This window comes from Colwellia psychrerythraea (assembly GCF_000764225.1).
Lineage (GTDB): Bacteria > Pseudomonadota > Gammaproteobacteria > Enterobacterales > Alteromonadaceae > Colwellia > Colwellia psychrerythraea_D.
Genome location: NZ_JQED01000057.1, coordinates 13651 through 35337 on the forward strand (window position 1 = coordinate 13651; position 21687 = coordinate 35337).

The window sequence follows — 21687 nt, forward strand, 5'->3', positions numbered from 1 at the left end:
AAATATATAAAAGAGAGAATAACATTTAATGTTATCCTCTTTTTTATGAATAATTAGATGACAGGGTGTGTTTCTTTTAATGCTGCTATTTCATCTTCTTTGAGTTGAGGCACGGTACAACGTTGCAAATGCCAACACAGCAGATAAATCAAACCATATAGCACCATGCCACCTGTAAGTACGCCATGCCATGTACCATATTGCCAACAAGCAATTAAGTAAAAGCCTCCCAGACTACCGCCAACGTAATAGTGCACAAGATATAATGCAGTTGCTGTTGCTTTAGCCGTTTTGGCTTTTTGACTCACCCATGCATAGGCAAGTGAGTGAGTGAAAAAAGCGCCAGAGCTGATAAGTAATAGCGCAATTAGCATAGTATAAAGTGAATCATATGCTGCTACCCACATACCAATGGCACTGACGGTGGTACCTAGAAACATGCCTTTGATCGGACTGTATACTTGGCTCCATCGACCACTTAGTTTTGCTGTAATGGTGCCGCTGAGATAACACAAAAATATCATTGATGCTAAGCTGATTGATAAAGAATAGGGCGGTGCGACAAGGCGAAATCCCATTACTGTGTAGAGGTTAACGAATAGGGCGAAATTAATCCCGCCGATAAGCATAGCTAGCCATAAATTACGCTGTTTTAAATGACCGATCACCTGTTTGTTAAGATGACGGAATTGTCCTTTTTTTTGCGTGAAGTATTGCTGCTCAGGTAACAAGCTGCTCACTAAGACGGCACCTAAAAAACTAGCAACAGCCATACCAACCACAGCAATTTCCCACCCCCAATATTCAGTAATAAAGCCCCCGTATAAACGACCGGTGATACCGCCTAAAGAGTTGGCACCAATATAACTGCCCACAGCAAGCATTAACGCTTTCGGGGTAAATTCTTCAGCCATGTAGGCCACAGCAACGGCAGCAAAGCCTGCAATTGAGATGCCCATAACGCCGCGCACTAAGGTTAACATCAGTAATGAATCGGTTAGCAACATTGCCAAGCCAGCAAACGGCAATAAGAACAAACTCAGCATCATTACCTTTCTACGGCCAAACATTTCTGAACCGATAGCCCATGGCACCAATGTCAACGCTAAGGTAAATGTACATGATGCAAGTAACCAGTTAATTTCAATAGCACTGGCGTTAAACTTTTCAGCCATCAATGGCAGCATAGGCTGAAACATGTACAAGTTACAAAATACCAGGAAAGAGCCTAACGCTAACGCAAAGCTTGCACGGCGATAAGCGGCGGTTTTTATTTCAATCATGATGACGCGCTCAGAAAGTAGGACGATTAGCTGAATAAATAAAACAGTAGCAATATTAATTTGATAATTAAAGTATATAATAACTATCACTACGATAACTAAAGGTTATAGCTATGAATACACGGTTGTTAACATACTTTGTCAAACTTGTTGAAACAGAGAATTTTACTCGCGCTGCTGAACAGTTACATATTGCACAGCCGGCATTAAGTGTTGCTATCAAAAAGCTAGAGCAGCAATTAGACCTGCCATTGTTTCATCGTAATGAGCGCAAAGTGACATTAACCCATGAAGGTGAGGTTTTGCTTGAGCATGCTCGCCATATTCTTCAGCAAATAAAGGATGCCAACATTGCTATGGCTGAATTAAAAGGCTTTGAAAAAGGTGAAGTAAAACTTGGCGTGCCTAGCATGCTCGGCTCATACTTTTTTCCTGAGATATTAATGGCATTTAAAAGAAAATACCCTAATTTGAAGCTCACCATTATTGAAGCAGGTACACAGTCTATTCGCCAAATGCTGTTAGATGACGAATTAGATTTAGGCGTTATACATAACGAAGATGTGCCTCAGCGCCTAGAAACTGAGCACTTAGTTACTTCTCAAATGGTGGCCGTGGTTAGCACACAACATCCGCTTTCATCACAGCCGTGCATAACATTTGAAGACTTCTTTAAAGAAGATCTTGTCATGTTTAAAGCGGGATATTTTCATCGAGAATTTATTGATGAAATCTGTGAAAAATACCAATTCACTCCGAAGATATCCTTTGAAACGAACTTGTTGCCTATGATGTTAAACATAGTACGACATGACTTTTCAATATCAGCCTTACTTGAACTGGTTACTGAACATGAAAAGGGCGTTGTTGCTATTCCATTTGAACAACCTGTTCACCTTAATATAGCTATGGCATGGCGGAAAAACGGCTATTTGTCGCTAGCAGATAGAGCATTCCTTGAATTTGTTAACGAATATAATAGTGAGTTTAAAGCCAATTAACTTGCTCACATGCGAGTTGATGTCACCACCCCTTAATAATGTAAAACAAAGCGGAATAATCTGAAATTTGCCGAAATTTACCGGAAGCCTTTAATGGTGGGTTAAGAAGGATTTAATCACAGTTAAATAGTAGAAAAGTAAATTGTAAAAAATTTTGCTGTTTTTCACAAAAGCGGCCACTTAAAAAGGAAATGTATTTTCAAGTGGTCGCAGACAATCCATTAATATAGATCCTTACCAATCCAAACAACTTTTCCGATAATTTCTAGTTGTTCTAATTCATCAGGCTTTACTGTTTGTGTGATGTATTCTTTATTGTCGCTAATTAACTCTATAGAGCCATCAAAACGTTGCTGTAGGCGTTTAGCATAAAGGTCTTCGCCAAGACGTAGTACGTAAATGGAGCCTTCGGTGAGCTTTTTATTGGACAGGTCTACTAATATGGTATTGCCACTATTAATGGTCGGCTCCATTGAATCACCTTTAGCGAATACAACAGCCAGGTCGTTAGGGTTAAGCTTTCTGTACCTTAGCCATTTACTGCGAAAGGCTAATTGGCGTTTTACTTCAGCTTCATTATTTAAAGCGCCGTGGCCTGTGCTGACTGAAATATGATAACCGGGGATCAAGGCGTATTCTTCATTAAACTCTTCAACAGAAACTGTTGCACACCCATATGAAAAATCACTTTTAGGCTTGCTTTGATTACCGGTGTCTTTGGATCCCTCACCTGTAATTAACCAATTTAAAGAAACACCAGCCTCTTTCGCTATAAGCATGGCCTTGTCTATTTGTGGTAATGAAATCCCTTTTAAGTACTTTCTAAGTGCACCTTCGGAAATATCAATAGCATTAGCAAACATGCGTATGCTTGTGGTTCCAATAGCTTGCTCCAATCGCATAGAGAACGTTTCTTTTTCATTGTCAGGAAAGGAAACATTGTTACTTTTTTCTTCTTCTTGTTTCTTTTTCATGTAACCAACTGTTTTATATTGTTTTTATGTGAGATTCTTTTGTTTTGCGTATATATGTAAAAAGAAACATCACAAATGTACTTGACGCGTTCGAATGGAAACTATAAAGTAACATTCATACGCAGTGCGTATAAATATGATGTCTGCATTTGAGTGACTAACTTACGCAATGCGAACAAATAAAAATACTATCACATAGTGTGTTACAGGGCGAGAATCATAATGAAAATAGAGAATGCAAATCAAATACATGCAGCTCTAGTTAGGCAAGGATTAAGCTGTAGGTCTTGGGCTCTTTTGAATGGTTACAATCCAAGAACAGTACAAAAGTGCATACAGCTGTTTGCGCCTGACACAGGGTGTAAGCCTAAATGGGGAAAAATATCTAAGCAGATTTTAAGTGACTTATCTAAAGCAATTGATTTTGATTTAATTGGAGGGTCATATGACTAAGGAATGGTTCAATTTATCTGAGATAACTAGCTTTTCTGGGACTCACTCAACTGTTCAAGGAAATAGAAAGTTAGCGAACAGGGAAGCTTGGCAAAAACGAAAATGCCAAATTGGCAAGGGTTACGAATACCACATTGACTCTTTACCTCAAGAAACTCAGGCATATTTAGCTGCCCAAGCTGAAAGTGCGGCAGTGGTAGAGGCGAGTCAAGCATCCCCTGAATTTTTAGCAGGCAAGGCCATAGCTCAAAAGCGTGTTGAGGCTAAAGCACTTGATGCCAAGCAACTGGACAGAATAAAGCAGCAAGGTGCTGCTGAGTTAATGCAGTTAACGGGTAAAGCGCGTTTACGTGCTGACGTTAAATTATGTATTTTGGCGGCTTATGATACTTACCTGATCCCTTTTATTCGCCAAAATCAAAAAGTGGCAGGTGAGCGTTTATTTGCAGAGCAGTTTAACGAGCATGCATTAGGGTTTGATCATAGTACCTATGAAGTAGTGGCTTATATTCGTTGGAATTATCCTAGACGTTGGCAAAAGCTGTTAAATGAAGAAGGAGCCGCCGCTCTTGGTGGTCGTTATAAAGCAGATAAAAAAAGCAAAATAGACCGCGAGCCAAAAATGCAGCAAATGGCGCAAGGGCTTATTTATAACGAGCCTGAAATTAATGGTAGTCATTTACGCGAAATACTGATTGCTCATAGTGAACTTAACAACCTTAACTGGGATGTTCCTAGTGTTAGCAAAATGCGCGAGTGGTTAAAACGTTTCAAAGCTGAACATCCATTATTAATAGCAAAGCTTAACAACCCCGACGATTTTAAAAACCGTTATATGCCTGCTTTTGGTAAAGCGAATGCCAACGTTATCCGTATTAATCAATTGTGGGAGTTAGATTCTACCCCGACCGATGTGCATTTAACTGACGGTCGCTACTCCATTATTGGTGCTATCGACATTTATAGCCGTCGTCCTATTGTTATTTTGCAGCCAACTTCAAACAGCGAAGCGGTTTGTTTATTAATGCGCAAAGCCATGCTGGCTTTTGGTGTACCAGAGTCAGTTAAAATTGATAACGGTAAAGATTATAAATCAAAGCGTGTTACCTCAGTATTTCAATCACTCGGTATAAAAACATTGATAGCGCCACCGTTTAGTGGTGATGCCAAACCGTCAATAGAGCGTTTTTTTGGTACCTGGTCACATGGTATCGCCAAATTATTACCTGGCTATGGTGGGCATGATGTTGCCAGTAGAGAAAAACTGCAATCTCGCGCTAGTTTTGCCGACCAAATAATGAAAAAGGGTGCTAAAGATATTGAGATTTCGCTTAGTGCCAAAGAATTGCAAATCATTATTGATGACTGGATTGAGCACTACTACAACCATAATATTCACGGTACCACTAAAGAAAAGCCTATTGTTCGTTGGAATTCACAACGTACCACTCTGCGTACCATTGAAAACGAACGCGCCTTAGATGTGTTGCTTTCTCCTATTCCTGCAAGTGGCTCAAGCCCAGCAGGTAAACGTACGGTTGCCAAAGATGTCGGTATTGCTGTTAATGGCTTTAGTTATGTGTCGGCTGATTTAGGTGCATTGGTTGGTAGCGACGTATTTTGTAGCTGGAATCCTGACAATATTGGCGAAATATATGTGTTTAACAGCGCTAAATTAGAGTTTATTTGTAAAGTTAAATGCCCTGAATTAGTGGATGAAAAAATTAGTTTAGCTGAGTTAGGTCTTGCCGCTAAACGCCAACAAAATGCCAAGATAACTGAACAAAAAGCAGCTCTTCGTAAAGCTAAAAACAGCGTAAACCTTGGTGATGCTGCACGTAATGTTATTGCTGCCGCTAAAAAGCGAAATAGCAGTATGGCATTTATGCCACAACCAAGTGAGCCAGCTCAATCAGGCTTATTACATCAAGCCTCATTTGCGAGTGATTTAACGCCTGTTAAACCCACATTAAGCCCTGAGAATTTTCAAGCCTTACGCCAAGAGCAAATAGAACTAGAAAAAGCCAAGGAAATAGCCGTTAACGCTAAGCCGCGCTTTAAAAATGATTATGAACAGTTTATCTGGATCTTAAATCAAGCCAAGCAGCGCAAGCTTACAGGTGAGGAAATTGTTATTCGTGAAGAATACAAAAAAGCACAACCCAAATGGGCTAAGCAAGCCGCCTTTATGGTGGGTGAAAATGAAGAAAAACAACAAGAGCAGAAATAAAGGCCAGTAAGCATTACCTACTGACCTTTACACCGATTAACTAAGGACTAGTTAGTTAATCGTCACTTAAAAGCAAACCTTAAAGCAAAAGGAAATATACATGAAATATCACACGGCTTATACAAAAAATGTTGCGCAAGCTACAGGCATATTCACAAGCTTGTTGCAGCGCTCACCAGCAGTACCAGGTTTTGGCCTTATTGATGGTCGCCCAGGGCTTGGCAAAACCTTTGCCACCATTAAGTTATTAAACTCAGTGGATAACGGTGTTTATATTCGTGCTGTCGCCCTTGATAGCGCCGCAACTTTTTTAGATCGCTTACTTAAAGAATTGAGCGTTCGTGAACGTCCTCGCGCCAAAATGGCACGTTTTGAAAAAGTGCTTGAAGCCTTATACGACCAACCGCGTGTACTGTTCATTGATGAAGCTGACTACTACATGGACAAGCCTGAATTACTTGAAACCCTGCGCGATATTCACGACATGACAGGTATTGCCATCATCTTAGTGGGGATGGATAAAATCGCACGGAAAATTAGCAAGCTACCCCAGCTAGATAGCCGTATTAGTCAGCGATATGAGTTTCAACCCGCCGATTTAGAAGATATGCAAATCATGGTGAAAGAGTTATTTGAACACGGCATAACCGTAGGTGACTCATTGTTACGCAAAGTGATTAACGAAACCCATGGTAACTACCGCTTAGGGGCTATTGCTCTTGAAAATATCGAACGTAAAGCCAAAGTGGATGGCATAAAGCACATTGATGTTGCTGAGTACGGAACTGACCACGCTGTTCTTTAGGGTTAAGAAAATGAGTAGTAAGAATAAAAAAAATAGCCAGCGCAAGCTGGCCTGGGATTGGATTGTAACTCAATCTACTTTCACCAATAGACAGTTAAGAATTGCTGTGGGTATTCCACACCACATCGCTTACCAATTGACGCTTTTTTTAATTGAAAAAAAACGTCTTAAAAAAACATATAAGGGTAAGGGCGCTGCAGGTCATGAATATGAGTTGATTGATCCATCTCCTATGCGTTTTGGAACTGGCAACATCAAAGGTCACCGTTATACCAAAGGGCGTAAAAACTCAGCTAAGCAAAAATGTTGGAACACTATGCGTGTATTGGGTGTTTTCACTATCGGAGATGTATCCGCTGGTGCCGAAGTGGCTACATGCACCTCTTCACGTTATATCCGCAAATTGATGCTAGCCAATTTTATTCGCTGTATTCAAAAGGATAGTCGCGGTTGCGAGCACAGTGTTGCTGTATTTCGCTTACTTCATAACAGTGGTCCTCTTTATCCAATAACCAGTGATGAAGGTGTGTTTGATCAAAATACGCAAAAGCAGCATAGCTACCAATGTTTACAGGGTACTAGCTTAAATGGATCACTACAAAAGGAGCCACAGCATGGAAAACAAAAGCTGGCTTGAAGAATTGGCAGAGCAATGCCTGCGTACTTCACAAAAGAAAGTTGCTGATAAATTGCATGTATCAGCAGCACTGATTAATCAGGTGCTAAAGGGAAAATATCCAGGTGATTTAAGTCGCATTGAACAGTTAGTTAAAGGCGCTTTTATGCAATACAGCGTTATTTGTCCCGTACTGGGTGATATTGAAAAGCATAAATGTTTATTTCACCAAGCGCGTGATTTTGCAGCAACTAATCCACAGCGCGTGATGTTACATAAAGCTTGCCGTAGTGGTTGTCCTCATTCGCAGCTAGAGCAAACCATGAATCATCAAATTCAAATTAAAGTGATTAATGATAGCCAAACTCAACCGCTTGTTGTCGCTGAATTTTATGGTGTGCAAGAAACGTTAGCAGGCATTAAAAAAAATGCTACTAGCCACACTCAGCTGATTGAGCTGCTAGAACAAGAGCTAACTCGTTTAGCTAAACAATATAACAAGTTAGTACAGCACTAGGGTAACTAAACAATGATTAAAACCAAACAACAGCACAACCAACAAAACAACTTGATCATCAAGCAAATGAACAAGGCACAGCGCGCCATTAGCGAGTTAATTAATAACGGTGTGACGGTATTAAACGTAGAAATGGCAAGGCAAAAGCCGCGTATTGAAATTCAATCACCGAAAAAAATCACCGGTGAAACGTTAGTTATACGTGGCACTAAAAATGGCATACGAGAAGACATTAATTTTAGCACCCATAACGGTTGCATCATTTTTTGGAAGCAATAGCGAAAGCATAGGAATAATTACGATGACCGAACAAGTAGTAGAAAAAGCAGTAAGTACAACACCCGTAGAGCCAACAGGCTATCGAACCAATGCCGCAGGCCATTTGGTACCTGAATCTAAAATTGAAGCGATTGATTTGCTTCGTGATGAATTGGTAAAAGAGTTAACCAGCGAGGCTGAAGATATCTCCAAGCAGCTGCAGCAGTTCAAAGTAAAAGCCTTAATGAGAGTACAAGACTTTATTGACCTTAGCGCACAAACCTACGGCCAACAAATTGGCGGTAAAAAAGGTAATGCCAGTTTAGTTAGCTTTGATGGCAACCTAATGGTTAAGCGTAACATTAATGAAAACATCACCTTTGATGAGCGTTTAATCGTTGCTAAATCCCTCATTGATAGTTGCATTCATGAGTGGACACAAGGCGGTAATGACAACATTAAGGCATTAGTTGAGCATGCCTTTCAAACGGATAAAGAGGGCAATATCTCTGTTACCCGTATTTTAGGTTTACGCCGTTTAGATATTGAAGATGAACAGTGGTTAAAAGCCATGGAGGCGATTGCAGATTCAATCTCTATTACTGGCTCTAAAACGTATCTGCGTTTGTATCAACGTAATGCTAAAGATGCCATGGCACAAATTAGTTTAGACATTGCCAGCGCCTAAGGAGACAGCATGAGAAGCAGTATAGAAATTATAGAAGAAATAGGGGCCGCTACTACAGCCCAAGAAAAGCATGGCACGGTAATGTGTGAAGACGCCACTTTTGAAGATGGCGTTATTGCTGCTTTGCTTTGGATAATAGGTAGTGAAGGTCAGACAAGTTTAATGGTGGAGTCTTTAACTGAATTTGAGCAAGCCAACGGCTTTGAAAATGCAAATGAGGCGGCAGCATGAGTAAACCAACCGACGAGCAAAAACAATCAATTACCATGATATTTGCTAAGAAAACCCACAAGGTGACTCGCGATAGATCAGATATGGCAGCAGTAGCAAGACGCAGACGTATTGAAGCGTTAGAGGAGCAAAAGCGCCTTGATGCTGATTTTGCTTTCTAAATAACCACTATCAACTCAACCAATAAGCCGCTTAATTGCGGCTTTTTAGGTATCACTTATTAACTATTTCATGAGACAAAAATGCGTAACCGATTAATACAACTGGTCCATGTAGCTAAGCGAGAGCTGAACCTTGATGAAGACATTTATCGTAATATTTTAACCGAATTAACCAGAAAAAGTAGCTGCAGTAAAATGAGTATTAAAGAACTAGAGCTGGTGCTTGAACACTTTAAAACTATCGGCTTTAAAGTGAAAAAAAAGGGCAGCACCAATAAGCGTATAGCACCAAAAAGTAGCCGTAGTGTATCGCCTGAAAGCGGAAGAATTCGTGCTATTTGGATAACCATGCATCAACAAGGCTTTGTTCGTGATGGCTCAGAGCAAGCACTTGATAATTACATTAGCCGCATGCTTAACCGAAAAACGTTAGGTGAAAATATTAGTTTTCATTGTCAATTTTTAAATGGTCAACAAGCTTATAAGGTTTTAGAAATCATTAAAAATTGGCACAAGCGTGAGTTAATTAAATGGCTTGAGGAAAAATGGCAAGCGCTGCGCCTTCATGAACGCTTTAACTCACTAAGCCATTGTACGGCTTTACTTTCAGGTAAAGCACCTAAGCAAGAAAGTTATCAAAACCTTTGTTTTATTTTCGATGAAGCCACAGGAGTGAGTAAAGACTTATGAAATTAGGCAGATGTCCAACGTGCCACGCAGCTGTGCACCTTGATGCCATGGTTCAGGATGAAGCAGGTAGAGAATTAATGGCCACACTGGCTAAGTTGAACAGCAAAACGGGCAGTAGTGTTTTGCAGTATGTCGGTCTATTTCGTCCGGCTAAAAGTGACTTAAACAATGGCCGAGCGTTAAAGCTACTTAGCGAAGCATTAGACTTAACTGCTAATTTACAATTGTTAGCCGCTGGCTGTGATGCCACCGTGCGAAATATTCACAGTAAACGACAAAGCGGTGAAACGGTAAAGCCGTTAACCAATCACAACTATTTAAAGCAGGTTTTAACGGGGCTTAAAGAGCAGTTTAATCACCCAATAAATGGCGCTAAAAAAGCAAGCGATATGGGAAATGCTCAAGTTAAGCATTACCACCAGTTAAGTGATGCGGAGAATGACCGTCTTCGCCAGGAACAATTAGCGAAGTTTAGGCAATCTAATCAAGGGGAAACAGTATGAGCCAACAAGAATTATTAGATCCTGACTTACTTGGCAATGACGATAACCTCAATGACTTATTGGCACATAGCGATGGTTTAGCCAATGACGATAGGGCCTGGCCTAAAATGTTGGCTGATTTAATAGCAGTAAATGTAGCCGAGTTAAAAGAAGATGGTTTTGAACATAACGAGGCTTGGCGCATTGCCAAACGTTTGATTATACGTCAAAGCCACTTTTTAGGTGGTGGTATGGTGTACTTACCACGTAACGATAAACTTAAAAAAGCCTTGCGTGATGCTAACTTGTATCACGACTTTAACGGCCATAACCACAGAGCCTTGATGAAAAAATACAATTTAACTCAGCAATCGGTTTATCAAATATGTGCAGAGCAAAGGCAATTGTTTATTGATAAAAAACAAGGAAAGTTGTTTTGATCACTCCGAAACACTGCAAAGCACCACTAAAGAAGAACCATAAGAAATATTGGCGGTGGTTTCATCGAGTGGGTTTTAAAAAGCTAATGGCTAAGGCTGCGCGTGACGGTCACGCAAAAAAAGAATACTTAAAAAGGTGTCACGATGAAAAAAGAACTGACAGAAGCTGAGAAAGCAAGAGTACGAGAACAAGCACGTTTACGCAAGCAAAAACAGCGCGCTAAAAAGGCGGAGTTAACAGTACAAGCCTTCGAGGTAAGTGCTAGCGCTACTGAACAACAGCAACTTAATGATCAAGCGTTAATACGAGGCTTTGACAGCATCAGTGAGTATTTAATGACACTGATGCGCATTGATGGCGATCGTATTAAGCATGACCAAGCCGCCATTGGTACATGTACCAGTTGTAATTTACCTTTACCAAATGGCTGTAATGCTGTTTTTAAAGGGCAATTTGATTGTAGTTATATTCATGGTTTGCCGTTGGTGAGTATGGCGGCGTCGGTTAGAGATAATATTGAAGGGGAGAACTAATGGATAGCTATGATAAAAAACGAATAGTAGCAGGAGCCATGATCACTGTTGGCGTTACGAATATAGCTTATACGCTTGGAGGTGTCGATATTGGCGTTATAGTCTGCTCTGTGATGGTTGTTTTGGGTGGGCTAATAGTAGCTTCAAGTTAGCGAACAATCTAATTTTAAAGGGTGTTATTACCTAGGCTTTTGTTTCAAAAGTGTAAAAATCCCACCTAAATCCCGCATTAAAGTTGAATTCATCCTTATTAATGCAATATACTTAAGCTATATTTATTAACCTGTATTGTTAACTACAATAGTTAGGTTGAATGGAACACCTACTATTTTGAGTACAAAATGTAGGTGTTTTTGTTTTTATAATTTAAGGTGTATCATGCCATTATTTGCAGTGATAGCAAAAGAACCAAACAACTCACGGATAGAGAAATTAATTGCGGATTGTTATCCAGAAAATAATCATATAAAAATAGCTAGTGCATCTTGGCTTGTTTATGAGGAGCAGAAGGGTATGCCTCAAACAATTCATAATAAAATTTTTGGTGAAGGGAATAATAAAGAAACATACTTAATTATTCCATTTGATGCATACTGGGGAATTCACTCCAATGATGTCTGGAATTGGATTTCGAGTAAGGGATTGTAATAATGCCTAGAAGGAATAACAACCATCAACCACCACAAGTAACAACTCCCCATAGCGGCGCGAGCGAAAGTACTCATTTGCAATGGGTTATTCAGAATCAGAATGAGCTTAGCGGAAGAACCGCAGCAATTGAAACGGATGTTAGCCATATATGCTCTACTCTTGAGCGTATTGAAGGTAAGCTTGACAAACAAGATGAACGAATTCAAAAAAACTCAACAACATTAAAAATAGCCAGTGCAATTGTTGTAACTGCTGCTGCGGTTATTTGGTTTATGGTGGATGGGAAGCTGGGGAAAATTCATGAGTATATGGAGCATAATGATGCTAAAGCTCCAACGGTGCAGGCCCCCACGAAAAAAAAGCCTAATTAAAGCTCCTTAGGAGGCTTTTTTATTGCCAAAATTTACCAACTCTTTTAAATTGGCTATCATATTTATACTCAACAATTCATTCAGCAGCATTAATGAAAGCATTAAGATAGCTGAATCCTGAACTTCATGACCATGCCGCCATACTGGCGGCATGAACATAAAAAACAATTCAACTAGCCTCAGCGCTAGCACAAATATACCGCCCGTCGCTTTGCAAGCTATTTTGCATGTACTTGCTGCAGAGGGTGGCTATGTTAATAACCCAAATGACCTTGGTGGGGAAACCAATTTTGGTATCTCTAAACGCTGGTATCCGCACCTTGATATAAAAAGCCTTACTGCTGATAACGCAGCTAATATTTATTATTGGGATTATTGGTTTAAAAATAAATGCCACTTAATGCCGTCTGCCATAGCGACTATGGTATTTGATACTGCCGTTAATCAAGGGGGTAACTTTGCCCGTAAAACGCTGCAAATGCAGGCAGACGTTGCTCAAGACGGTATTGTTGGTAGTCAAACCATTGCCGCAGTTAAGGCTTGTCATAGCCATACGTTACTTACCCAATACGCTCAATGTCGCGCTCAACGCTACAGTGAATTAGTAAAGAAAGACCCCTCGCAAATCATTTTTTTAATCGGTTGGCTCAATCGTGTGTTTACCGTGCTCAAGACTAGCCAATGGTTAATGACTAAAGGGGCTGCTCATGATGCGCGCCTTTAATTCCCCCAAAGCCCGTAAACGCTACGTTGAAGGTCGCCAAGCACGGCTGAGGGCTGAAGTCTTTAATCAATTACAAGACCTAGCCGTCAATTACAGCTGTGTTTACTTGCGTCCAGAGCATGCAAGTCAACATAGGCGAGGTTGGGATAGTGTCACGGCTATCGATATTGATGTAGCCGTTAAAAAAGTCAAAGCAGGACAAGCCAAGTTACTACCCGAAACAGCTCGACAGCTACACCCACAAATAAAGCAAGGAAACTAACTATGTCTATCATCGCCGCATTAGGTATTGCTGAGGCTGTTGGCCTCACTGGTTGGATTAAAAATAAATTATCGGGCAGTGATTCAACTGCTGCCAGTGTTGCCAATAAAGTACTTGATTTTACTACGGCTAAAACAGGTGAAAGTGATCCTGAAAAGGCAATGGCTGCATTAAATGCTAATCCAGAATTAGCGGCTCAATTAAAAAAAACCTTAATGGCCAACGAACATGCCATTGATATGGCACCGTACCTTGACCGTAAAGATGCTAGAGCGATGCACAACCAACACCCAGAGCAAGCCGACAAAATAGCTGATGGCATTATGAAATTTAACCTGCCTTATATCTTTATTTTGCTGATTGCCAATGTACTGGCAATGTTCTTTTTAAAAGATTTTAGCGCCATTTTAGCCATAGTCTCTAACCTACTGGGCATGACCATTAAATCTTTATTTGATGAACGCAATTGTGTAACTGGTTTTTATTTCGGTTCAAGTATGGGCAGTAAAAACAAAGACGAAAATAACCAGTTAGCAGTAAATAAACGGAGCATATAAGCATGAGTGACGCAGTAGATAGAGCATGCGAACTAGAACAAAACCACCGAGAACAAGCATTAGCAGCAGCTAAGCCAGTTGCAGAGCAGCCGCAGGAGTTTAACGGCCATCGTTATTGCTTAGTTTGTGATATTGAATTGAGTACTAAACGCTTAATAGCTCACGCTGATGCAGTGCGCTGTGTTGATTGTCAGCACTTGCATGAACATCAGCAGAAAAATTTTAACCAGCGGAGGCGGTGTTGATGGTGGCTTGGTTTTTAGAGTATTGGAAGTTACTCGCTTTAATTATTAATGGCGCTTTTATTCTTGTTGTTTGGGCAATGAGTAAAACCTTTGCCAAAAAAGATGCCGTTAATGAAAGCATAGTGAGCTTAGACAAACGTATCGACTTATTAGATGTAGCTGTGGAGAACCTGCCAGATAAAGATTTAACTCATAAATTAGAGTTAAGGATTGAGCAACTCAGCGGCGACATTAAGCGAATAGAACCAGGGCTTATCTCGGTTAAAAATTTATCCGATATGTTGTTAGAAAACGAACTTAAAGGTAAAGGTTAAGGAAAATAAAATGGCGATAGATAAAGTAATGAGTGAACACCAGCGGCTTTCTATTTTATTAGCGCTTGGCGCAATGAATGGCTATCAAACTAATGACTCTATGCTGCAAAGTGCCTGTGCTGCTTACGGCCATACCATGAGTAATGATCGGGTATTAAGTCATTTAGCTTGGTTAAAAGAGCAAGGGCTAGTGTCGTTAGAAACGAATGGTATTTACACTATGGCAACCTTGTCAGGCCGTGGCCAAGATGTCGCCGAAGGTGTTGCTACGTGCCCAGGTGTGAAAAAGCCACGCGCTAAATAAAAGGGCTAAATAATGTCTAAAAAAGTCAAAGCATACTCAGCAGGTGAAAAGCGAGTTTTTCACAAATTAGCTTTAGCAATGGTTGCTGCTGAAATAGAAAATAAAGTGATTAAGCCCCAAACAGAGAAGGAAACAGGTAAGCCTTATAAAGCAAAAGGTGGCTATTTAGATATTTACTTAAATAGTGATTTAACCGTTAAGCGTGTTTGGAAAACTTTTCAAAAAGAAGTTCAAAAGGTTCGCAGTGACTATTTAAAGTATGCGGAGGCAGAGAAAGATGATGAAAGCAGAACGTAAAACACGTGGCAAACCTTCAAAAGTTAATCAGCTGCCTGATGCCATTAAAAATAAGCTTGATCAACTTCTTCGTGATGGTCGATTAACTCAAACGGCTATTCTTGAAAAAATCAATAAAATGATTGATGAGGCAGAGCTTGATGAAGATGAGCAACTGAGTAAATCAGGGTTAAATCGTTATTCAAACAAAATGCAAGCAATTGGCTCGCGTATCGCTCAAGCCCGTGCAGTGTCAGAACAATGGGTTGCCAAGTTAGGGGATAAACCTAGCGGTGATGTTAGTAAAATTCTTATTGAAATGGTAAGAACCTTAGCGTTTGACAGTGTGTTAGACGCTTCTAATTCTGATGAGCCTGTGCATCCTAAGTTTATCAAAGACCTTGCTATAGGGATTGAAAAGTTGGAAAAAGCGGCAACTGAATCAACCAAACGTGAAAAAGAAATTCGCAAAGCCTTTGCTGAAGAAGCGGCGGCATTGGTGGAAGATGCCGCAGTTCAAGCAGGTTTAACTACCGATGGTGCTAATGCTATTAAACGTGAAATATTAGGTATTGCCTGATGTCTAAAGTTACGTCTGAATTAGTCGCGTTTGATGAAAATGAATTATTACTCGGTTATCAAAAACGCTGGATAGCCGATGAATCCCCCTTAAAAATTGCTGAAAAGTCTCGTCGTACTGGCTTGACTTGGGCAGAGGCGGCCGATGCCGTGTTATGTGCCAGTAAAGCTAAAAGCGCACACGGTACTAATCATTTTTATGTTGGCTCCAATAAAGAAATGGCGCGCGAGTTTATTGATGCTGCTGCTATGTGGGCAAAAGCTTTTGATAAAGTGGCAGGGGACATTCAAGAAGAAATCTTTATTGATGCTGGGCAAGATGGTAAAGAAATCTTAACCTTTGCCATTCATTTTGCCAGTGGTTTTAAAATTCAAGCGTTAAGCTCTAACCCGTCAAACCTTCGTGGAATGCAGGGTAATGTCACCATTGATGAAGCTGCCTTTCACGACCGTCTAGCCGAAGTACTCAAAGCCGCATTAGCCTTAACCATGTGGGGCGCAAAGGTGCGTTTGATCTCAACCCATAATGGCACTGACAATTTATTCAATAACATTATTCAAGATAGCCGAGCAGGTAAAAAACGTTACTCAGTACACCGCATTACCTTAGATGATGCCTGTGCTGAGGGACTGTATCAGCGTATTTGTCAAATCAAAGGGGATACTTGGAGTAGTGAAAACGAGCAAGCATGGAAAGACGGTTTACTCGGTGATACTGCGACTGAAGACGATGCATTAGAAGAGTACTTTTGTGTACCTAAGCAAGGTGGCGGTGTTTATATCAAGCGCGTGCTTGTTGATGCTGCGATGAAGTCAGATATTCCAATTTTACGTTTTACAGCAGACAAGGATTTTTTATCCTGGTCTGCTCGTCATAAACAAATGCAAATTAAAGAATGGTTCGAGGCATTAAATCCCCATTTAACAGCCCTTAAAAAAGACTTAAACCATGCATTTGGTGAAGATTTTGCCCGTAAAGGTGATTTATCTGTATTTGTACCATTGCAAATAAACAAAGACTTAACCAAGCGTGTGCCGTTCTTACTGGAGATGAGCAACTTAACTTACGATGCTCAAAAAGAATTACTGTTCTATCTTTGCGATCGCTTACCTCGCTTACAGGGTTTAGCGTTTGATGCTACCGGTAACGGTGGCTATTTAGCAGAAGCCGCAGCTGAGCATTACGGCTGTGAAATGGTTGAGCAAGTGATGTTAACCGATAAATGGTACATGGAGTGGATGCCTAAGCTTAAAGCCGAGTTTGAAGACTTTAATTTAGAAATTCCTCGCCACCAAGATGTTCAAGATGACTTAAACCAAATTCAAACCATTCGCGGTATTCCTAAAATAGACAAAGGCAGCACTAAAGGCAGTGATGGCCGTCAGCGCCATGGTGATACCGCCGTCGGTTTTGCTATGGCTATACGCGCTAGTTGGATGGATGGTGGTGTAATTGAGTTTACTCAGCTTTCACAAAAAACAGGTACCTGGCACCAAAGCGAAAAAACCTCAAAAGATCACATGCGCCCAGACCATAGTGGCGACAACCAACAAAATTATGACCACGGAGCATACTAGTTATGGCCAAGCACCCAATACAAACCGACAGCAATGGCAATAAGTTCCGCATCAAGCATTTAAAAAATCAACAAACGGATGATGCAAAACTGGGTCATTTACGTACCCATTACAGTGACCACCCAAGTCGAGCATTAACACCACAAAAGCTAGCCGATATCTTAATCGGTGCAGAGCAGGGTAATATTATTGCCCAATGTGAACTAGCTGAAGACATGGAAGAAAAAGACGGTCATGTGTTTGCTGAATTGCAAAAACGTCGTCGTGCATTATTAGGTGTTGATTGGAAAATAGTACCGCCACGCAATGCCAGTGATGCGGAAATAAAAGATGCAGAAATGTTGCAAGAGCACTTTGAAGATATGACCATGTTAGATGATGTTATCTTTGATATGTCTGATGCTATTTTAAAGGGTTTTTCTAATCAAGAAATTACATGGCAGCAGCAAGGCAGCCTATGGTTACCATCAAATATAGAGTTTAAAGATCCCAGTTGGTTTATGACACATCCTGCCCAAGAGCCAGGACAAAACCGTAACGAACTACGCTTACGTGATAACAGCGCAGAAGGAGAAGCCTTACAACCTTTTGGTTGGATTAGTCATAGCCATAAAACTAAATCAGGTTACTTAGCGCGTTCTGGTTTGGCGCGAGTATTGGCTTGGCCTTATTTATTTAAAAATTACAGTGTGCGTGATTTAGCTGAATTTTTAGAAATTTACGGTTTGCCTCTGCGCCTAGGTAAATATCCCACTGGTGCAAGCCAAGAAGAAAAGAATACCTTACTTAACGCAGTTATGAGTATTGGTCATAATGCGGGTGGCATTATTCCAAAAGGCATGGAGATAGACTTCCAAGAAGCGGCCAAAGGAACACAGCAACCTTTTGAATACATGGTTGGTTTAATGGAGAAGACTATCTCTAAGGCGATTTTAGGCGGCACGCTTACGAGTCAAGCGGATGGTAAAAGCTCGACTAATGCTTTAGGTAATGTTCACAATGAAGTTCGCCAGGAGCTGCGCGATAGTGATTTAAAGCAAATAGCTAATACCTTAACGCGTGATCTTGTTTTCCCTATGTATTACTTAAATGGTAAAAGTTACCGCCATCAATTACGTGCCCCACGGTTTGAGTTTGATATCACTGAAGCTGAAGACTTGAAGGCATTTAGTGATTCACTACCAGCATTAGTTGATGTTGGTTTTAAAATACCATTGCAATGGGCGCAAGAAAAAGTGCAAATCCCTTTGCCTAAAGATAACGAGCCTATTTTAACTAAAGGGGCGTTAGGGCAAGAGCAGGTTGAAAAGAGTGAGCAAGTAAAGCTAAAAGCTATTCGTAAAATTACAGCGTTGAAAGCTAAATCCGTAGAGCCTGAGCAATTAGACAGTTTCACCAAACAGCTTACTAATGATATGTCACCTGTTCTTCAAGCTTTCACGAGCGAGGTGCAGCAGCTGGTGGAGCAAGCCGACTCTTTGGAAGAGTTACAGCAATTATTAGCTAAATTCGACTTATCCATAGATGAAGCCAGTGAAGTAATGCAACAAGCATTTGTAGCAAGTGAGCTTGCTGGTCGTTTTGATATTGAGACTGAATCAGGTGAGGGCGAGTAATGACTGTTCGTTACGGTTCATTACCCTTTAAAGAGGCGATAAGATTCTTTCAAAACAAATTGAACATGCCGTCAGAGCGTTGGCTTGATGTTTGGCGTGATGGCCATAACTCAAGTTTTATGGTGGCAGGTGCTCTAAAGGATGATTTACTTAACGATTTTCGCAAAGCCGTTGATAGCGCCATAGCGGAAGGTAAAAGCATTGGCTGGTTTAAAAAAGAATTTAAAACCATTGTTGCTAAGCACGGTTGGAGCCATACAGGCGAAGCGAATTGGCGTGCCAAAGTAATTTACGATACTAATATGAGGCAAAGTTATAACGCAGGTCGTTTTGAACAGCTGCAGCACTTTGACTTTTGGGAGTATCAACACGGCGACAGCATGCACCCAAGGCCAATGCATTTATCCTGGCACGGAACAGTGTTACCCAAAGCGCATGATTTTTGGCAAACACACTTTCCGCAAAATGGTTGGGGCTGTAAATGCAAGGTGCGGGGACGAACAGCCAAACAACTTGAGCGTCAGGGTAAAAAAGTAAAACTTCCCCCTAAAGCTGAAATGACTGAGTGGACAGATAAAGCCACAGGTGAAGTGCATAAAATACCTAAAGGTATTGACCCAGGTTTTGACTATGTCCCACAAAAAGTTGTCGTTAAACAACAGCAGCAAAAACTCAGTGTTGAAAAAGCCAAACCGTTTGAACCACCACAACGCATAGCACCTACTGCTTTTAGTACGGTGAATGGGGCTGATGTGCATAGCTTAAACGCTAAGTTGGCCGAGTTTAAAACAGCTAAACCTCAGTTTGATTTACTTGGCCAGTTCTTAACTAAACACGAGGTTAAAACCTTGTTTGTTAAAGCCAGTGAAATGGCACCTCGTAGTAAAGCGTCAAGAAAAATCAATGATGCAGTGATGGATTATTTACCTGATGCCGTTAAAAAGTATGGCCACAATAATTATACTTACCGAGCTAAGCGTGGTGCAATGCCAAATGGTTGGACCGCAGCTGAACTTAGTCACATTACCGTAAAGCTTGAGAGCAATGCTAACTTTAAAAAAGTAAACATTAGTGAACTGATTAACGCAGTTGAGCTTGCTATACTTCAAGGTAAAGATAATATTCCTCGCACCTTGTCAGCAATAGTGAGGCACTGGGGAGAAAGTGGCCATAGTGGTGGCGCGATGATTACTTGGTTACATGAGCTTGGTCATCAAGTGCACTTTAAGGCGGGCAGGCCAGTGCCGCCCATTGACCGAAGCATTAGTTTAACTCGTTATGGTAGTGATTTAGACGTTGAGTGGCATGCTGAGCACTTTGCTGCATGGATGTTAAACCGTGAAGCCCTTGCTCGGTGGAATAATGACGTAGCGGTGTATTTTGATAATTTAATGAAGAAGGCTTTGCAATGAGTTCGCTTGAAAAAATGTTGAAAAAAATGAAAGATGATCCTGTTGACCACAGCCAGCCTTTGCCGTTATTGGATGAAGCTTTTGTTGCCATTAACAATGATGAATTAAGCTATGCTGAAAAGAAAGCTCGCATTGATAAGTTAGAGCAACAAGCCAAGGGTTATGAGTTAACCTGCTTTGCTGATGCGCATGAGGCGCTAATGGTTACCGCCAGTATGGATGATTTATCCGCATTAAATGAATCAGAGCAAGACTAATGGCAGGCTCGTTTGTTAGCGTTGATGTTCGTGGCCAAAAACAAATAAGCCAGGCATTAAATCGTTTATTAAAGCAAGGCAGTGAACTAGAGCCTGCTTTTAGAGATATTGGCGAGTACTTGCTTGAATCCACGCAGCAACGCTTTGTTGACCAGCAAGCTCCCGATGGTGAGCCATGGGAGCCGCTAGCACCTACAACACTTAAAAAGAAAAAACGGCCAGACAGAGTACTAACTGAAACCGGTACTTTAGCCGATACGCTTAACTACCAGTTAGGGGCTAATCAGTTAATGCTTGGCTCTAACCTTGAATATGCAGCAACTCACCAGTTTGGTCGTGAAGCTGACGGCATACCCGCAAGACCATTTCTAGGTGTTGCACCCTTTGAGAAAATAGAAATACTTGATATTTTGCGTGACCATTTAACTGATGGTATTTAATGCCAATTTAATGATTTAACTCAAAGCCCTGTAAGCGATTTGCTCGCCTTAAATTACAAATCTGGTATATTGCCACAAGAAATATAAACAAACTCAATTGTGAAGTTTTTAAACGGGTGTTAAATGGTGGTGATGAATGGAGTTATATCGCAAATGAAAAATATATTTATTCTTTGTTTTATGTGTGTGTTGAGTGGTTGTGGTTCTCTTGCTTCCACATTGCCGTATCATAAACCAGCGGCAACGTATGATGAATTTAAAAAACAGTGGGAAATTACATCAACGCGTTGGGGTAATAACGGTGAGAATACAGGCGACAATCGTACTTTTATAAGAGTGTATGTACTTGAAGATGGGACTTTACTTACTCAGTTATACAGTGAAATTAAAACTCAAAATAAGTTTTATCCATCTTATGCAATCACGAGTAATGGTACAAAATTAAATGTTAATGAAGTGAATTGGGACGTTAGGTGTAGCGCTATTAACTCATCATGTACGTATTACCAAGATACGGTTATTACAATTGATTACCAGGATTTGGCGAGCGAACTGGAACAGTCACCTAATTTAAAAATTGCCCTCTATGGGCGACAGCCTAAACAAGTCATTCAAATACTCAGTTGTCAATTTTGGGAAGTTTATAATGAAATTAAAACAATCAAAAAAATAACTGATGCCCCTAGAGTGCTATCTGAACAGTTTTGTTAAAGCTTACTCTTAAACTTCAAGCATTAA

32 protein-coding genes are annotated in these 21687 nt (G+C 40.6%); 30 read left to right on the top strand and 2 right to left on the bottom strand.

Annotated features, from left to right (window positions below; genetic code table 11):
- Positions 1-53 precede the first annotated feature (53 nt).
- Positions 54-1283, bottom strand: coding sequence for an MFS transporter (locus ND2E_RS00190; protein ID WP_033096076.1), 1230 nt, complete (start codon positions 1281-1283; stop codon positions 54-56).
- Between the two features lie 113 nt (positions 1284-1396).
- Here ND2E_RS00190 and ND2E_RS00185 point away from each other — a divergent pair, with 113 nt between their 5' ends.
- Complete coding sequence (locus ND2E_RS00185) at positions 1397-2284, top strand: LysR family transcriptional regulator (RefSeq protein WP_033096040.1); 888 nt, start codon at positions 1397-1399, stop codon at positions 2282-2284.
- 221 nt (positions 2285-2505) lie between these two features.
- Here ND2E_RS00185 and ND2E_RS00180 read toward each other — a convergent pair whose 3' ends face one another.
- Entirely contained in the window at positions 2506-3258 is a 753-nt protein-coding gene (locus tag ND2E_RS00180) for a LexA family transcriptional regulator (protein WP_052057109.1), read from the bottom strand.
- Between the two features lie 222 nt (positions 3259-3480).
- Between ND2E_RS00180 and ND2E_RS00175 the strand changes: the two genes are divergently transcribed.
- The 29 genes from ND2E_RS00175 (at position 3481) to ND2E_RS00055 (ending at position 21660) form a co-directional block, all read left to right on the top strand.
- Entirely contained in the window at positions 3481-3711 is a 231-nt protein-coding gene (locus tag ND2E_RS00175) for a helix-turn-helix domain-containing protein (RefSeq protein ID WP_033096041.1), read from the top strand.
- Positions 3704-5941, top strand: coding sequence for a DDE-type integrase/transposase/recombinase (locus ND2E_RS00170; protein WP_033096042.1), 2238 nt, complete (start codon positions 3704-3706; stop codon positions 5939-5941). Before ND2E_RS00175 ends, ND2E_RS00170 begins: the two co-directional genes overlap by 8 nt.
- A gap of 100 nt (positions 5942-6041) precedes the next feature.
- The gene (locus tag ND2E_RS00165) at positions 6042-6746 is read left to right on the top strand and encodes an AAA family ATPase (protein WP_033096043.1); all 705 of its coding nucleotides are present in this window, start codon (positions 6042-6044) and stop codon (positions 6744-6746) included.
- Positions 6747-6756: 10 nt separating this feature from the next.
- Complete coding sequence (locus tag ND2E_RS00160; protein ID WP_033096044.1) at positions 6757-7383, top strand: hypothetical protein; 627 nt, start codon at positions 6757-6759, stop codon at positions 7381-7383.
- Positions 7361-7879 carry a helix-turn-helix domain-containing protein gene (locus ND2E_RS23235; RefSeq protein WP_190277877.1) on the top strand — a complete coding sequence of 173 codons (519 nt, stop codon included), beginning with the start codon at positions 7361-7363 and terminating at the stop codon, positions 7877-7879. Before ND2E_RS00160 ends, ND2E_RS23235 begins: the two co-directional genes overlap by 23 nt.
- A 12-nt stretch (positions 7880-7891) precedes the next feature.
- A complete protein-coding gene (locus tag ND2E_RS00155; protein ID WP_033096045.1) occupies positions 7892-8158 on the top strand; it encodes a hypothetical protein in 267 nt (88 codons plus the stop codon).
- A gap of 22 nt (positions 8159-8180) precedes the next feature.
- The gene (locus ND2E_RS00150) at positions 8181-8825 is read left to right on the top strand and encodes a DUF3164 family protein (RefSeq protein WP_033096046.1); all 645 of its coding nucleotides are present in this window, start codon (positions 8181-8183) and stop codon (positions 8823-8825) included.
- Between the two features lie 9 nt (positions 8826-8834).
- The gene (locus ND2E_RS00145) at positions 8835-9056 is read left to right on the top strand and encodes a hypothetical protein (RefSeq protein ID WP_033096047.1); all 222 of its coding nucleotides are present in this window, start codon (positions 8835-8837) and stop codon (positions 9054-9056) included.
- Positions 9053-9217 carry a PA3496 family putative envelope integrity protein gene (locus ND2E_RS23240; RefSeq protein WP_190277878.1) on the top strand — a complete coding sequence of 55 codons (165 nt, stop codon included), beginning with the start codon at positions 9053-9055 and terminating at the stop codon, positions 9215-9217. Before ND2E_RS00145 ends, ND2E_RS23240 begins: the two co-directional genes overlap by 4 nt.
- 81 nt (positions 9218-9298) lie before the next feature.
- Complete coding sequence (locus tag ND2E_RS00140) at positions 9299-9907, top strand: gp16 family protein (protein ID WP_033096048.1); 609 nt, start codon at positions 9299-9301, stop codon at positions 9905-9907.
- Positions 9904-10410 carry a hypothetical protein gene (locus tag ND2E_RS00135; RefSeq protein ID WP_033096049.1) on the top strand — a complete coding sequence of 169 codons (507 nt, stop codon included), beginning with the start codon at positions 9904-9906 and terminating at the stop codon, positions 10408-10410. The genes ND2E_RS00140 and ND2E_RS00135 overlap by 4 nt, the downstream gene beginning before the upstream one ends.
- Positions 10407-10829: a Mor transcription activator family protein gene (locus ND2E_RS0122120; RefSeq protein ID WP_052057110.1), complete on the top strand. Its 423-nt coding sequence runs from the start codon at positions 10407-10409 to the stop codon at positions 10827-10829. Before ND2E_RS00135 ends, ND2E_RS0122120 begins: the two co-directional genes overlap by 4 nt.
- 144 nt (positions 10830-10973) lie before the next feature.
- Positions 10974-11363, top strand: a complete 390-nt coding sequence (locus tag ND2E_RS00130) for a hypothetical protein (RefSeq protein WP_033096050.1) — start codon at positions 10974-10976, stop codon at positions 11361-11363.
- Between the two features lie 378 nt (positions 11364-11741).
- Positions 11742-12011: a hypothetical protein gene (locus tag ND2E_RS00125; protein WP_033096051.1), complete on the top strand. Its 270-nt coding sequence runs from the start codon at positions 11742-11744 to the stop codon at positions 12009-12011.
- A gap of 2 nt (positions 12012-12013) precedes the next feature.
- Positions 12014-12385, top strand: a complete 372-nt coding sequence (locus ND2E_RS00120; protein ID WP_033096052.1) for a hypothetical protein — start codon at positions 12014-12016, stop codon at positions 12383-12385.
- Between the two features lie 151 nt (positions 12386-12536).
- Entirely contained in the window at positions 12537-13109 is a 573-nt protein-coding gene (locus tag ND2E_RS00115; protein ID WP_052057113.1) for a glycoside hydrolase family 108 protein, read from the top strand.
- Positions 13093-13371, top strand: a complete 279-nt coding sequence (locus tag ND2E_RS00110) for a hypothetical protein (protein WP_033096053.1) — start codon at positions 13093-13095, stop codon at positions 13369-13371. The genes ND2E_RS00115 and ND2E_RS00110 overlap by 17 nt, the downstream gene beginning before the upstream one ends.
- A 2-nt stretch (positions 13372-13373) precedes the next feature.
- Positions 13374-13928, top strand: coding sequence for a hypothetical protein (locus ND2E_RS00105; RefSeq protein WP_033096054.1), 555 nt, complete (start codon positions 13374-13376; stop codon positions 13926-13928).
- A gap of 2 nt (positions 13929-13930) precedes the next feature.
- Entirely contained in the window at positions 13931-14173 is a 243-nt protein-coding gene (locus tag ND2E_RS0122125; protein ID WP_052057115.1) for a TraR/DksA C4-type zinc finger protein, read from the top strand.
- Positions 14173-14487, top strand: coding sequence for a DUF2730 family protein (locus ND2E_RS00100; RefSeq protein WP_033096055.1), 315 nt, complete (start codon positions 14173-14175; stop codon positions 14485-14487). The genes ND2E_RS0122125 and ND2E_RS00100 overlap by 1 nt, the downstream gene beginning before the upstream one ends.
- 10 nt (positions 14488-14497) lie before the next feature.
- Complete coding sequence (locus tag ND2E_RS00095) at positions 14498-14791, top strand: VpaChn25_0724 family phage protein (protein WP_033096056.1); 294 nt, start codon at positions 14498-14500, stop codon at positions 14789-14791.
- Positions 14792-14803: 12 nt separating this feature from the next.
- Entirely contained in the window at positions 14804-15088 is a 285-nt protein-coding gene (locus tag ND2E_RS00090) for a hypothetical protein (protein ID WP_033096057.1), read from the top strand.
- A complete protein-coding gene (locus ND2E_RS00085; RefSeq protein WP_033096058.1) occupies positions 15069-15647 on the top strand; it encodes a DUF3486 family protein in 579 nt (192 codons plus the stop codon). Before ND2E_RS00090 ends, ND2E_RS00085 begins: the two co-directional genes overlap by 20 nt.
- The gene (locus ND2E_RS00080) at positions 15647-17224 is read left to right on the top strand and encodes a hypothetical protein (protein ID WP_033096059.1); all 1578 of its coding nucleotides are present in this window, start codon (positions 15647-15649) and stop codon (positions 17222-17224) included. The genes ND2E_RS00085 and ND2E_RS00080 overlap by 1 nt, the downstream gene beginning before the upstream one ends.
- Positions 17225-17226: 2 nt before the next feature.
- Complete coding sequence (locus ND2E_RS00075) at positions 17227-18840, top strand: DUF935 domain-containing protein (RefSeq protein WP_033096060.1); 1614 nt, start codon at positions 17227-17229, stop codon at positions 18838-18840.
- Entirely contained in the window at positions 18840-20252 is a 1413-nt protein-coding gene (locus ND2E_RS00070; RefSeq protein WP_033096061.1) for a phage head morphogenesis protein, read from the top strand. Before ND2E_RS00075 ends, ND2E_RS00070 begins: the two co-directional genes overlap by 1 nt.
- On the top strand, positions 20249-20509 hold the full coding sequence (locus ND2E_RS00065; RefSeq protein WP_033096062.1) for a hypothetical protein: 261 nt from the start codon (positions 20249-20251) through the stop codon (positions 20507-20509). Before ND2E_RS00070 ends, ND2E_RS00065 begins: the two co-directional genes overlap by 4 nt.
- Positions 20509-20949, top strand: coding sequence for a phage virion morphogenesis protein (locus ND2E_RS00060; protein WP_033096063.1), 441 nt, complete (start codon positions 20509-20511; stop codon positions 20947-20949). The genes ND2E_RS00065 and ND2E_RS00060 overlap by 1 nt, the downstream gene beginning before the upstream one ends.
- A gap of 153 nt (positions 20950-21102) precedes the next feature.
- Positions 21103-21660: a hypothetical protein gene (locus ND2E_RS00055; protein WP_033096064.1), complete on the top strand. Its 558-nt coding sequence runs from the start codon at positions 21103-21105 to the stop codon at positions 21658-21660.
- Positions 21661-21687: the final 27 nt, after the last annotated feature.

What these genes read in the sequence shown, in the direction of transcription:
- ND2E_RS00190 (WP_033096076.1), bottom strand. Translation starts at nt 1,283, where the DNA reads ATGATTGAAATAAAAACCGCCGCTTATCGCCGTGCAAGCTTTGCGTTA.
- ND2E_RS00185 (WP_033096040.1), top strand. Translation starts at nt 1,397, where the DNA reads ATGAATACACGGTTGTTAACATACTTTGTCAAACTTGTTGAAACAGAG.
- ND2E_RS00180 (WP_052057109.1), bottom strand. Translation starts at nt 3,258, where the DNA reads ATGAAAAAGAAACAAGAAGAAGAAAAAAGTAACAATGTTTCCTTTCCT.
- ND2E_RS00175 (WP_033096041.1), top strand. Translation starts at nt 3,481, where the DNA reads ATGAAAATAGAGAATGCAAATCAAATACATGCAGCTCTAGTTAGGCAA.
- ND2E_RS00170 (WP_033096042.1), top strand. Translation starts at nt 3,704, where the DNA reads ATGACTAAGGAATGGTTCAATTTATCTGAGATAACTAGCTTTTCTGGG.
- ND2E_RS00165 (WP_033096043.1), top strand. Translation starts at nt 6,042, where the DNA reads ATGAAATATCACACGGCTTATACAAAAAATGTTGCGCAAGCTACAGGC.
- ND2E_RS00160 (WP_033096044.1), top strand. Translation starts at nt 6,757, where the DNA reads ATGAGTAGTAAGAATAAAAAAAATAGCCAGCGCAAGCTGGCCTGGGAT.
- ND2E_RS23235 (WP_190277877.1), top strand. Translation starts at nt 7,361, where the DNA reads ATGGAAAACAAAAGCTGGCTTGAAGAATTGGCAGAGCAATGCCTGCGT.
- ND2E_RS00155 (WP_033096045.1), top strand. Translation starts at nt 7,892, where the DNA reads ATGATTAAAACCAAACAACAGCACAACCAACAAAACAACTTGATCATC.
- ND2E_RS00150 (WP_033096046.1), top strand. Translation starts at nt 8,181, where the DNA reads ATGACCGAACAAGTAGTAGAAAAAGCAGTAAGTACAACACCCGTAGAG.
- ND2E_RS00145 (WP_033096047.1), top strand. Translation starts at nt 8,835, where the DNA reads ATGAGAAGCAGTATAGAAATTATAGAAGAAATAGGGGCCGCTACTACA.
- ND2E_RS23240 (WP_190277878.1), top strand. Translation starts at nt 9,053, where the DNA reads ATGAGTAAACCAACCGACGAGCAAAAACAATCAATTACCATGATATTT.
- ND2E_RS00140 (WP_033096048.1), top strand. Translation starts at nt 9,299, where the DNA reads ATGCGTAACCGATTAATACAACTGGTCCATGTAGCTAAGCGAGAGCTG.
- ND2E_RS00135 (WP_033096049.1), top strand. Translation starts at nt 9,904, where the DNA reads ATGAAATTAGGCAGATGTCCAACGTGCCACGCAGCTGTGCACCTTGAT.
- ND2E_RS0122120 (WP_052057110.1), top strand. Translation starts at nt 10,407, where the DNA reads ATGAGCCAACAAGAATTATTAGATCCTGACTTACTTGGCAATGACGAT.
- ND2E_RS00130 (WP_033096050.1), top strand. Translation starts at nt 10,974, where the DNA reads ATGAAAAAAGAACTGACAGAAGCTGAGAAAGCAAGAGTACGAGAACAA.
- ND2E_RS00125 (WP_033096051.1), top strand. Translation starts at nt 11,742, where the DNA reads ATGCCATTATTTGCAGTGATAGCAAAAGAACCAAACAACTCACGGATA.
- ND2E_RS00120 (WP_033096052.1), top strand. Translation starts at nt 12,014, where the DNA reads ATGCCTAGAAGGAATAACAACCATCAACCACCACAAGTAACAACTCCC.
- ND2E_RS00115 (WP_052057113.1), top strand. Translation starts at nt 12,537, where the DNA reads ATGAACATAAAAAACAATTCAACTAGCCTCAGCGCTAGCACAAATATA.
- ND2E_RS00110 (WP_033096053.1), top strand. Translation starts at nt 13,093, where the DNA reads ATGATGCGCGCCTTTAATTCCCCCAAAGCCCGTAAACGCTACGTTGAA.
- ND2E_RS00105 (WP_033096054.1), top strand. Translation starts at nt 13,374, where the DNA reads ATGTCTATCATCGCCGCATTAGGTATTGCTGAGGCTGTTGGCCTCACT.
- ND2E_RS0122125 (WP_052057115.1), top strand. Translation starts at nt 13,931, where the DNA reads ATGAGTGACGCAGTAGATAGAGCATGCGAACTAGAACAAAACCACCGA.
- ND2E_RS00100 (WP_033096055.1), top strand. Translation starts at nt 14,173, where the DNA reads ATGGTGGCTTGGTTTTTAGAGTATTGGAAGTTACTCGCTTTAATTATT.
- ND2E_RS00095 (WP_033096056.1), top strand. Translation starts at nt 14,498, where the DNA reads ATGGCGATAGATAAAGTAATGAGTGAACACCAGCGGCTTTCTATTTTA.
- ND2E_RS00090 (WP_033096057.1), top strand. Translation starts at nt 14,804, where the DNA reads ATGTCTAAAAAAGTCAAAGCATACTCAGCAGGTGAAAAGCGAGTTTTT.
- ND2E_RS00085 (WP_033096058.1), top strand. Translation starts at nt 15,069, where the DNA reads ATGATGAAAGCAGAACGTAAAACACGTGGCAAACCTTCAAAAGTTAAT.
- ND2E_RS00080 (WP_033096059.1), top strand. Translation starts at nt 15,647, where the DNA reads ATGTCTAAAGTTACGTCTGAATTAGTCGCGTTTGATGAAAATGAATTA.
- ND2E_RS00075 (WP_033096060.1), top strand. Translation starts at nt 17,227, where the DNA reads ATGGCCAAGCACCCAATACAAACCGACAGCAATGGCAATAAGTTCCGC.
- ND2E_RS00070 (WP_033096061.1), top strand. Translation starts at nt 18,840, where the DNA reads ATGACTGTTCGTTACGGTTCATTACCCTTTAAAGAGGCGATAAGATTC.
- ND2E_RS00065 (WP_033096062.1), top strand. Translation starts at nt 20,249, where the DNA reads ATGAGTTCGCTTGAAAAAATGTTGAAAAAAATGAAAGATGATCCTGTT.
- ND2E_RS00060 (WP_033096063.1), top strand. Translation starts at nt 20,509, where the DNA reads ATGGCAGGCTCGTTTGTTAGCGTTGATGTTCGTGGCCAAAAACAAATA.
- ND2E_RS00055 (WP_033096064.1), top strand. Translation starts at nt 21,103, where the DNA reads ATGAAAAATATATTTATTCTTTGTTTTATGTGTGTGTTGAGTGGTTGT.